This window comes from Methylophaga sp. (genome assembly GCF_965655755.1).
Taxonomy (GTDB): Bacteria; Pseudomonadota; Gammaproteobacteria; order Nitrosococcales; family Methylophagaceae; genus Methylophaga.
Genome location: NZ_CBFHHW010000053.1, coordinates 1 through 6,577 on the forward strand (window position 1 = coordinate 1; position 6,577 = coordinate 6,577).

The 6,577-nt window shown below is 44.3% G+C and carries 6 protein-coding genes and 1 pseudogene; all 7 read right to left on the reverse strand.

What is annotated here, in order from left to right:
• On the reverse strand, positions 1 to 553 hold a 553-nt coding region (locus tag ACTF5U_RS11990; RefSeq protein ID WP_438971867.1), incomplete at its 3' end, for a hypothetical protein.
• Positions 554 to 864: 311 nt separating this feature from the next.
• Positions 865 to 1,815 (reverse strand): hypothetical protein, encoded by a 951-nt coding sequence (locus ACTF5U_RS11995; protein ID WP_438971868.1) that lies wholly within the window; start codon positions 1,813 to 1,815, stop codon positions 865 to 867.
• Complete coding sequence (locus ACTF5U_RS12000; protein WP_438971869.1) at positions 1,812 to 2,876, reverse strand: VWA domain-containing protein; 1,065 nt, start codon at positions 2,874 to 2,876, stop codon at positions 1,812 to 1,814. The genes ACTF5U_RS11995 and ACTF5U_RS12000 overlap by 4 nt, the downstream gene beginning before the upstream one ends.
• Before the next feature lie 6 nt (positions 2,877 to 2,882).
• Positions 2,883 to 3,665, reverse strand: coding sequence for a MotA/TolQ/ExbB proton channel family protein (locus ACTF5U_RS12005; protein WP_438971870.1), 783 nt, complete (start codon positions 3,663 to 3,665; stop codon positions 2,883 to 2,885).
• A 2-nt stretch (positions 3,666 to 3,667) separates the two neighbouring features.
• A complete protein-coding gene (locus ACTF5U_RS12010; RefSeq protein ID WP_438971871.1) occupies positions 3,668 to 3,808 on the reverse strand; it encodes a hypothetical protein in 141 nt (46 codons plus the stop codon).
• A 1-nt stretch (position 3,809) separates the two neighbouring features.
• A complete protein-coding gene (locus ACTF5U_RS12015) occupies positions 3,810 to 5,816 on the reverse strand; it encodes a PEGA domain-containing protein (protein WP_438971872.1) in 2,007 nt (668 codons plus the stop codon).
• Positions 5,803 to 6,577, reverse strand: a pseudogene (locus ACTF5U_RS12020) (hypothetical protein); the annotation flags it as partial. The gene ACTF5U_RS12015 and the pseudogene ACTF5U_RS12020, both read right to left, overlap by 14 nt.

Consider the following 6,577-nt stretch of genomic DNA (forward strand, 5'->3'; position numbering starts at 1 on the left):
AAATAGGACGTTTAATCACAATATCCTGATCTTGTTTGTAGAAATCTAGGGCCTTACCTCCGCCTTGGATATGAGTCTGCAGCTTTTTATTGAGTTCTTCTAATGGATCGACACGCAATGCAGGGTGTCCATTTTTAACGCTATTTAATGGCACAGTAAATGTATCGGGTGTGTATTCGACAATACCACCGTCATCTTCTGCAACTGAGACAGCTTTATTATAAAGTGTCGAGCTACTGTTAATGCCAGTGCCGCTGATGTTGACTGGACCAAAGTAGGCATTTGAAGTGACCATACTCACATTACTACCTTTGCATGTCACCCTGCCTGCAATATCAAAGTCCATATTGTTCGTAGTAACACCAAGATCTAAAGCGCTTAACTCCTTATTAGCTGAATTGTTTTTAATATTAATCACTGCAGCCATGCCGGGGAATGACAGTGAAACATCTTCAACATATTGAGAAGTGCCTGATGCTGAATAGGCTTGAGAGCTGGCTAAGGCGATGGCTATTACACTGGCGCTTAAAAGGGATGATTTATTAATTTTCATTTCGCTATTCCTTATGGTTTTCTGATGTAGGACAACAAACGTTGTTGTTATTAGCTAAGTCGAAGTGGGTAAGAAATAGGTTCAAATTATTTTACTGGGCTTAGATTTATAATAAGACGCTCATCAGAAATGTACAGATATTATTAATGTTTTCAGCACGTTTAGTGAGTAAATACGCATGCTAGGATTAATTTGAGCATTAAAAAATATCTCAGGAACTCATTATAGCTGTACAGGAAGAAGCCATTTCCTCACTATGTCGATGTTCTTTACCGGAACAGCTACCAAGTATATTGATTTGACTGTTTATGTTATCTGGGTAAGGCAATAAATGTCCCTTGATTACGTTGAGTCATTTCACGCATCAGAACACTGAACCTATCCGTTGTGCCAGCTGAAATAAAGCCGACCGCATGTATTTTCGCAAGCCGCTTGCCTGAACTCAGTACCTTATTCTGTTTTGTCACGCTGTCGAGAACAGCATCGTAACTTCCACCTGAGTATTCATCTCCAAACACATATATTGAGGTGGTGATGTTGGGTTTGGCATATTTTCTGAGTGCGACGGTCAGGCCCTCGACCGGGCTAGAATTTGATAAAGCGTTCCATTTTCCAAACAATGAAATGACGTTTTTACGTCGGGTTGGTGTGTCAGGGATCCACTTACCATCGTATCCGGAGATAAGCGGTTTTCCCATATCGTTGAGAATTTGAAATCCCTTTACTTCAGGGTGAATGTTCAGGACATTAATCACCTCTCTGGAAACGGTACCCCAGATACTTTTCATACTCCCTGAGGTGTCCACGATAAAGACAACATAATCACTATCAACGGGTATCCCACCGACTTCGACATCACGTTTATCTGTCGGCTTTCTTGGCTGTGTGAGCGAAGCCTGTTTTAGCTTCTCCTCCACCAGACTGAGTCCCTCAATACTCTCTGCCATCGCTGTATTATTTTTATCTAGCTTGGCAAGCTCGTTTTCAAGGGATCGGGAAGCAGAAGCAATGGATGATTTCTGGCCCGATAATTCTTTGAGACTGGATAAATCATCACGCATATCCTGCTCAATTTGGGTGACAGAGTTTTGTAATGAGAGCAAAGACGAGAGCAATTTTTTTACATCGTCTGATCCGGCGATTGAGGATTCAATGTCGGTTTTCGATATTAAAATCAGCATGACTACAGCGCCGAAGCCACAAGAGATGACATCCAGAAAGGACAGGCTGAATATGTCGAGTTGTCTATTACGTCGTTTCACGGCCAATTATCCGCTGGACTTATCATAATCCCACCTCTACTTGAGGACCATATCCAGTACTCATAGGCGGCTTCCGGATCGCCCTCCAGGGGCAAAAGGATCACATCGACTTGAGCACTCAAGTTCCCGCTCTCTTTGATGGTTTGTCGAAAAAGGCGTTTACGACATTCGCCTGAAATCGTTTTCCCCGTTCCTGTTAGAGAGCTGCAACTGCTGAAGGGATTCAAGCTTTTAAAACGAGACTCTCCTTTAGTAGGCAGTCCATCGGTAATGACATACAGGTTGGTTGGCGCGAATTTGCTAATGGTATCCAGACCTTTTTGAAGGTTGGTCGGCCCCTGTGGCACAAGACGATTGGCAGCGCTGTTAATTGCACGGATAGCGTCTACGTTATTCGCACTTATCCAGCCTTTTCCGCCCAACTGAATAGCATCTTCACTGTAAGCGACCACGACAACGTCACTTGTTTTGGGTAGCCTGGCTAGGAGCCACTCAAGCACGCGCTGGGTTCTTATCCATTTAGCGGATCGCACTTTGATGTTATCGGAACTGCTTTTTGTCTTGATGATATCAATGAGCTTTTTGTTGGTCATTGAGGCGCTGACATCCAACAGAATAGCAATCTTTCTGCCTTCAACCTTAAGTCCCAGCAGGTACTCTTCTTCATTTACCTGATTGGTTTCAATGAGATCTTCTTTTTTGGGGACTTTGATTTTAGTGATGCTTTGCTTAAGTTCATCAAGTGTTGATGAAGAAGAGGCCAGATCCTCATTTTTCTGGTTCACATCTGCACGTTGAGCTGAGAGCTTGGCGCGCATCTGCGAAATATCAATATTCTCTTTTTTAAGTGTGTCGCGGATGTCATTCAGTCGTTGTTTGGACTCATCTCTCGCCTGTTCAAGCGCACTAATATCGTTTTTCAGATTGTCGATTTCAGCGGGCGAATCACTCACATTCTGTTTAACCAGCATAAATACCAGGATCACAGCACCCAAGCCACAGGACATAATGTCCAGAAAGGCGAGATTGCTGCCTTCAGCTCGTCGCGGTTTATGAGCCAAAGCACATCACCTTATGCGTCGGAGCAGATACTTATCACAATAGTCTTGTGTATCCACAATCTGACTATCCTGTAGTCGTTGCAGCTGATGGAACAGAAACATCAAAAAGATACTGATGAGCAAGGCAACAAGGGTGGAGTTAAAGGCAATACCGAGACTGTCTGTCATACCTGATATATCACCTGCCAGGGCTTCATCTGCCTGTGATAATGCCTGACCAATACCACGTACTGTGCCGATAAAACCAATAGATGGAATAGCCCAAATCAGATAGCGGATCATGCTATTTTCTGAGTCCTGCTTTACGGCTATTGCTTCTAAATTACTCTCTATTGCATCTGACAGATTCTGTACATTATCGGTAGAACTGTATCGCCATAAAGCTGAGCGAAGCGTGTGAACCAGCGGCGACTTTCTGCAATCTTCCGGAATATCTTTATCAAGTCGATCAATAATGCCATTTACGTCCAGATCATGTCGTGCAGTTGTGTCAGCCGCATTCTCAATTTTGACGTCATTGATAAGATCAACGCTATAGAGATACTTGGTTTTCAGTATTTCTCTGTAAGCACCTGCTATTAAAAAGCAGCCCCAAAGCAAAAGTATGAAACAGATTTGTTGCTCATAGTCCTTTATCAAAACAACGATGTTTCGCGGTGCAGTCTGGCCTTGTGATGCCGCAAAGTCGATCAATTGTGCCGCTTCCGGTCTTATGTAGCCGATATACAGCATGTGCACGACAATTACCGAAAGAACCAGTGCCGCAAAGTTCTTAAGCGTCTCATTCATAATTAGATATCCACAGGAAAGGAAACAGGTGCGTTAAGACTAATGAAGGGCTTTCCAGCATAGACTTTATGCGCAGTGAAGCCACCCAGAAGAAGCAAGCTCAAAGTCGTGATCACGACACTTATTTTTTTAATTCGTGTCATTTCAATTCCCTCCATATACAAATCGACCCAGTCTAAAGCCAACCGTGGCAGCCGCTTCTTCCATCCCCTCTCGATAGGAACTTCTTAACTCAGTCAGCGAGCCTGACTGCCAGTTAGCCCCTTTCACAACGCGAGAGATACTGAGGCTACGGTCCAAATCATGAGAATGCACGACACCTTTCTTGGGTGGAATAAGCGTGTATGCATCATGCGTCCATTCACTAACGTTACCACCCATATCGAACAGACCTGACTTTTCTTTTTGCATGGCGCCAACGGGTGATTTATTAGCAAAGCCATCGTCGTAACGAGAGACAAAGATAGGCACGCTACCTTTTGTCGATTCATCTGCAATATTGGCTGCTTTTCTGGGGATAGTTTTATCATCACCCCAGGAGAATAAACTTTCGCTTGATCTACCTGCTTTTCGGGCCAGCCATTCCCACTCACTTTCTGTTAATAAACGATATCCATCAGCGTGGCTATCTACACCAGTGAGTTTATCGCCATTCAGCTTGTAGACCGGTATGTATCCTTCTGCTTCACTCAACCAGTTTGCGTAACGCACCGCATCAAACCAACTGACATTACTGACAGGTTCTGTTGGCGGTCCGGAGTGGTCTTTTTTATAAGCGGCATAAGCGGCATTGGTGACCTCATAACGACCAGCATAAAAAGGCTTCGTTATCATAGCTGTCCTGACAAATTCATTTGCTCGCTGTCCGGGTTCACTTCGCTCTGCGCCCATATCAATGGTGTCGGTGGCCTTGAACAGCACCATTTCCTCGCCGGATTTCGTTTTATAAGTAGAGGGTGCTTCAGCCAGGCGGGCCTCTTTCTCTAGGATGAGACGGGCATTAAATAAAGAAGTTGAATCGGCATTGGGCGTAATTTTGCCTTTCACAGTGCGGTACCCGACCTGCTTAACGTGGATCTGATGTTCAACTGCAAGCAAAGATGTCTCGTAAGGCGTTCGTCCGACTTTTTTACCGTTAACATAGACCTCCGCTGGCAGATTCGCTGTGACGCTCACTTTGCCGAATTCTTTCTTAAGATCAAAGGTGTAGGATTTTACCTCTTCGGGCTCTAAGGTAAATGTTCTGGATTGGCCAAAATAGCCCGGCTTTTTATAGCTAATCGTACTCTTTTTGCCTGACGTCACCTTGATTTTCGCGGCTGGACTGATATTGATACCATTCAGGGTAAGCGTACCGCCTTGAGGTGACAGAGATAGTCTGATCCCGGCACTTTTGGGTTGCAGTTTGTAGTGACGAGTAGGGTTTAAAGCATTCGTTTTGATTTCAATGGTGTTTTCAACAGGGTCGTATCCTTGTTTTGAAAGACTGACCTTATAAGAACCACCCTTCAGAATAAGGCTTGTGGGTGTTTTGCCGTGTTCTTCATTATTAATAGTGATGACAGCTCCGTCAGGCGTACTTGTGACATCAAATTTACCTGATAAAGGTTTGAGTGTGATCGTTTCCTCAACCGTCTCACCGCGTTCGAGTGAATAGGTCCGTTCGGTCGATTCATAGTAAGGATGACTCAAACTCACTTGGTAGTCTCCGGCATCAAGAACCTTCTCGAGCCGACTGTCCACTGCGATAAGTTCTCCATTAATCGACCAGCTCGTTTTATCGTCTTCGGGAGAACTTTCCAAAACCAGCTTTGAGGGCAGTGGGTCCAGCGTAAGTGTGGTGACTTTGCCAAAGTCAGCGCTTGTTACTTTTTGCGTTTTTAGCTTAAAGCCTTCAGCTGTTGCCATAACCGTTGCTTCGCTGGTCAGACTATATAGATGACCATTTATCACAAAAGCTAGTGTAGAGGGTGAAGAGGCTTCAGCTGTATCAGTGATTTCTGAGGGTAGAATTTCAATTCGAGTGCCTTTAGAAACCATTAGAAAAGAGATCAGTATGAGCGCTGAGACAATTATCCCTACTGCATAAAAGAGCCGCTTTTTCTGAGCTCGTTTTTGCGCCTCGTAAACCGCTTGTTTAAATTCGCTCATCAGCGATGACTCTCATTTCTATGGACGATGTATTGATTGGAATTGTTACTTCAACAAGCTTGGATTTATAGCCATCCCTTTTTCCCTCGACTATGTAGGAACCGGGTTTTAGCGTGATCGTTTTTGACGTCACCTTGCCCACATGACCCACCCCTCTTACAGAGATAGTGGTTAAGCCATCCGATTGTAGTTTCACAGAAACGTTTTTATTCACCGCATTTAAGGTTTGGTCTAACGCTTTAGATAAACCGCTGAGTGACGGACTGTCATCGCTATAAGGTTCGGCTCTGGCCAATGTTTTCTTTGCACGGATTTTTACTGAATCCACGGCTAAGCGATAAGGATGCTTTAGCAACGTTGTCATCTGCTCTTTTAACGCCAGGATTGTCTTTGCTTTTTCTAATCTATTTGTTAGCTGTTCATTGTCAGGGTTATCTTTCAATGCATTGGTCAGCGCAGTGTTTACCTTGTCCCACTCATCTTTCGACTCTGCAATATTGGCTTTGGAGATGTTTTCATCTAAACGGAGAGTGCGCTCAACGCCTTCGATCGCTTGGCTGAGTTGCTGAATTTCTTGCCGTGATTGTGAGAGGGTCTTCGCTTTATTAAGCTGGGTTCTAGCGGTGGCTATTTGTTTATTCTCAACCGCTTTGTAGCCTTCAGCTATGGCTTGATTAAAACGTTCAGTCGATAACTGAGATGTCAGGATCGCTGCGCGCTGGCTGTAATCACCCCTCTGCGGATCAAGCTTAATCAGTTCG